We start from the raw sequence: 3,771 nt of genomic DNA on the forward strand, positions 1-3,771 counted from the left end.
GAATCCGTCGAGCCCTCGCAATGTGGCGTTTATCGATTTGTTGGGAAATGCCGACATGCAGGTGCGCAACAATATTCTCTATGCCGATTCTTATATAGATCTGGTTTGGTTCGATATCAGCGATCCCGCCAAGCCTGTATATAAAGGTCGAAAAGAAGAAGTGTTCCCACAAGCTTTCCCTCCGACGGAGAATGGATTCAGCATTGATTACGAAAAATCGATGGACAGAAACAATGGTATTGTTGTGGGTTGGAAGAAGGTGGAGAAAAGAGAGCTGGTACGCTACTATAAACCACGCTGGTGGGGATGGGGTGGTCTGCAAAATGATGGGGCCATGTATGCTTCCGTGGGTGAAAAGGCGGGTGCCGGTACAGGTATTGCCGGTTCCATGTCGCGTTTTGCCATCTATAAAGACAACCTCTATACTGTGATGAACAATATGCTTGGTATCTTCGACCTCACCGGCGGGTCACCGGTGAAAGTGGGGAATGATTACTATATCGGCTTCAATGTAGAGACTATCTTCAGCTATAAGAACTGTATGTTTATGGGCACGCCCACGGGCATGATCATTTACTCCATGGAAGACCCTTTAAAGCCGGAACGCCAGTCTATGATCAGTCACGTGTTCGGTTGCGATCCGGTTGTGGTGGAAAACGATATCGCTTATGTGACGGTTCGTTCGGGTACATTTTGCGGACAAGATGCCAACGAGCTGATTATCGTGGATGTGAGTGACGTGAAACGACCCAGGCATATTGTCACATATAATATGAAAAGTCCGAAAGGACTGGGCATTGATGAGGAGACGTTGTTTGTCTGCGACGATGGATTGCGTATTTTTAACACCAAAGACCCGCGCACCATTATGCATCCGGACAATATTCTTGCCCATTTCAAGGATATGGACGGCTTCGATGTGATTCCCTTCAACAATGTATTGATGATGATAGCCGCCGATGGTATCTATCAATATGATTATACCGATCTTCAACACATCAAACAACTGAGTCGTTTGCCTGTCGGCAAATAAAACTTCCCTGTTGGCTCAATTGTCTGCTGCCGCCGAAGAAATCCGGCGGCAGTCTTGTTTAACCTGTAAGAAGGCTTAATTTCATTTTTTATTCTTCAGTACCTTTTTGCATGGGGACAAAGATAAAATCTCCATGCTCCGACTCACTGAACTTCTCCTCGCTTACGCGTTTGATCACGGTCATCTTCTGTCCCATCCTTCCACCCAGGGGGAGTACCATCCATCCACCCACACGCAGTTGCCTTAACAACTTCTCCGGGATCTCATCGGGCGCTGCTGTAACCAGAATCTTGTCGAAAGGGGCATGTTCGGGTAGTCCCTCGTAGCCATCCCCAAAAAAAAGATTTGGGGAATACCCAAGCTTGTTGAGCCTTTTTTTTGCGGTAAGATACAGCTCCTTGTAACGCTCAATGCTGTATACATCGGCGCCCATTTCACAAAGGATCGCAGCCTGATAGCCGCTTCCCGTGCCTATCTCCAACACTTTCTCGCCCGGCTTCAGCTTCAAAAGTTCCGACTGATAGGCCACGGTGTATGGCTGGGAGATGGTCTGCCCCTTTTCAATCGGCAACGGCTTATCAAGATAGGCATATTCCCTTAAACCCTCGTCAATAAACAAATGTCTGGGAACTTTCCCTATAGCCGCCAACACCCTTTCGTCCCTGATCCCCTTTCGTCTCAGGTCCCTGGCGAGGTTTTCGGCTTCCCGGTGATTGTTTTGGAATGTGTCGGACATAGCGGAGTCAGATTTGTCACTTTGCCTTTTTGTTGCGTTCGATGCACAGGCGACGGATCCGGCGCAACATAAGACAATAATGAATAGTGGAAGACAACGTCTTATTCTTCTTGTTCTCATATTGTCGAAATATGAATTTGAGTAATCAAAGATAATGATTTTCTGTTTCTTATATAAATACTTTTTTTCTTTTGTCTGCAATTGAGCGAAAAATTGTATATTTCGCCCAGTTATTAGATCGGACAGGAAGCATGGGAAAAGCAACAGGTATATTTTTCTTATGGGTCTTTTCAACGTTACATTGTCATGCTATGGCACAGGAAGGAGATATGCAGCAGATTATTGAAGCAGTACAGGAAAAATATGCGCCGGACAGCAGAGTGGAGCTCTTCCGGATTGTGGCTACACAACAACAGGACACCCTCCTGCTTGAGGGAGAAACTACCAGCGAACCCGCCTATCTGGAGCTGATATTGCAGTCAAAAAAAGTATCCGCAAAAGTGAGCGACAACATTCGCCTGTTGCCGGATAAAATGCTGGGCGACGAAACAGGGGGAGTAATCTATAATTCCGTGGGCACCCTTCGGTCCGAACCCCGGTACGGCTCGGAACTCGTTTCACAGGCCCTGTTGGGCATGCCGGTGAAGATATTGGAAAAGAAAGATGGATGGCTGCGCATTCAGACTCCCGACAGGTACATCGGCTGGATCAATGGTTCGGTAAAAACCATGACCAGAAAGAGTTTACAGGAATACCTGCGGAAGCCGAAGATAATAATTACTTCTGTGTGTGGGCAATCCTTTGAAAGCCAGGATGCCGCTTCTTTTCCCGTCTCCGACCTGGTGGCCGGCGATATGTTGACGATAAGGTCGGAGAAGGAGAGGTTTTATGAAGTGGTTTACCCCGACGGGCGCGCGGCATACGTGAAAAAAACGGATGCTGTTGAAGTGTCAGACTGGCTGAGAGATGTCACGATGAGTGGAGAAAGTGTGGTAAATACTGCACTCCGGTTTAAGGGTATACCCTATCTCTGGGGAGGTATGTCTTCCAAGGGGCTCGACTGCAGCGGCTTTACCAAATTGGTTTATTTTCTGCACGGGTTGATCCTGGCGCGCGATGCCTCCCAACAGGTGTTGTATGGCAAGCTTATTGACGAGGCGGGCAATTTTGGCGAAGCTTTGCCGGGAGACCTGCTGTTTTTTGGTTCAAAAGCATCTTCCGAAGATTCAAAAGAAAAGGTTGTTCACGTAGGAATATATATTGGCGATAAACGATTCATTCACGCATCGGATTATGTCCGAATAAACAGCTTTGACCCCTCCGATCCGTTATATGACGAGTTCAATGCAAATCGTTACCTGCGCACCCAAAGAATCATTGGGGAGGTGAACAGTGAGGGTATTCAAGAGATTTTTTTAAACAGTTTTTATCAATAACAGAGACAAACGCAGATGAAGCAAAGCCGCCGTCAATTTCTTAAAAGATCCACAGTTGCGGCTGTAGCATTTGCAGCTCCTTCGCTTATTTTGAACGCTACTTTCCAAAAACAGACAAAATTATCCGCCAAAATGAAACTCTCCTGGACACCCTACGACCTGCAGCTCACCCATGCCTTCACCATTTCCGGCTTTTCACGCACGACCACTCCCGTGGTTCTCACCAGAATTGAGTACGACGGGCTGGTGGGATACGGAGAGGCATCACTGCCCCCTTATCTGGGGGAATCACAGGCTTCGGTGATTGAATTTCTAAAAAAGACAGATCTGTCCGGATTCTCAGACCCCACGCATCTGGAAGAGATCATGACGTATGTGGATGCAATAGCTCCCGCGAACACTGCCGCCAAGGCCTCCGTGGATATTGCCCTGCACGATTTGGCAGGAAAGATGATTGGTGCTCCCTGGCATAAGATGTATGGGCTGAATAAAATGAATGTGCCCGACACCACCTTCACCATTGGGATCGACAGCGATGAGGTGGTGCGTGAAAAAACACGCGAAGC

4 protein-coding genes are annotated in these 3,771 nt (G+C 47.5%); 3 read left to right on the plus strand and 1 reads right to left on the minus strand.

Features of this window, described 5'->3' with window-relative positions:
* Nucleotides 1-1,033, plus strand: a 1,033-nt coding sequence (locus B3Z75_RS13205) for an LVIVD repeat-containing protein (protein ID WP_294072660.1), incomplete at its 5' end; no start/stop codon positions are given.
* Nucleotides 1,034-1,121: 88 nt separating this feature from the next.
* Here the strand turns inward: B3Z75_RS13205 and B3Z75_RS13210 are convergent.
* Nucleotides 1,122-1,769: a protein-L-isoaspartate(D-aspartate) O-methyltransferase gene (locus tag B3Z75_RS13210; protein ID WP_294072663.1), complete on the minus strand. Its 648-nt coding sequence runs from the start codon at nucleotides 1,767-1,769 to the stop codon at nucleotides 1,122-1,124.
* Between the two features lie 311 nt (nucleotides 1,770-2,080).
* Between B3Z75_RS13210 and B3Z75_RS13215 the strand changes: the two genes are divergently transcribed.
* Together B3Z75_RS13215 and B3Z75_RS13220 are read left to right on the plus strand one after the other, a co-directional pair.
* Complete coding sequence (locus tag B3Z75_RS13215) at nucleotides 2,081-3,205, plus strand: C40 family peptidase (protein WP_294072666.1); 1,125 nt, start codon at nucleotides 2,081-2,083, stop codon at nucleotides 3,203-3,205.
* 15 nt (nucleotides 3,206-3,220) lie between these two features.
* Nucleotides 3,221-3,771, plus strand: a 551-nt coding sequence (locus tag B3Z75_RS13220; protein ID WP_294072669.1) for a twin-arginine translocation signal domain-containing protein, incomplete at its 3' end; no start/stop codon positions are given.

The sequence above is a fragment of the Proteiniphilum sp. UBA1028 genome (assembly GCF_002316955.1).
Taxonomy (GTDB): domain Bacteria; phylum Bacteroidota; class Bacteroidia; order Bacteroidales; family Dysgonomonadaceae; genus Proteiniphilum.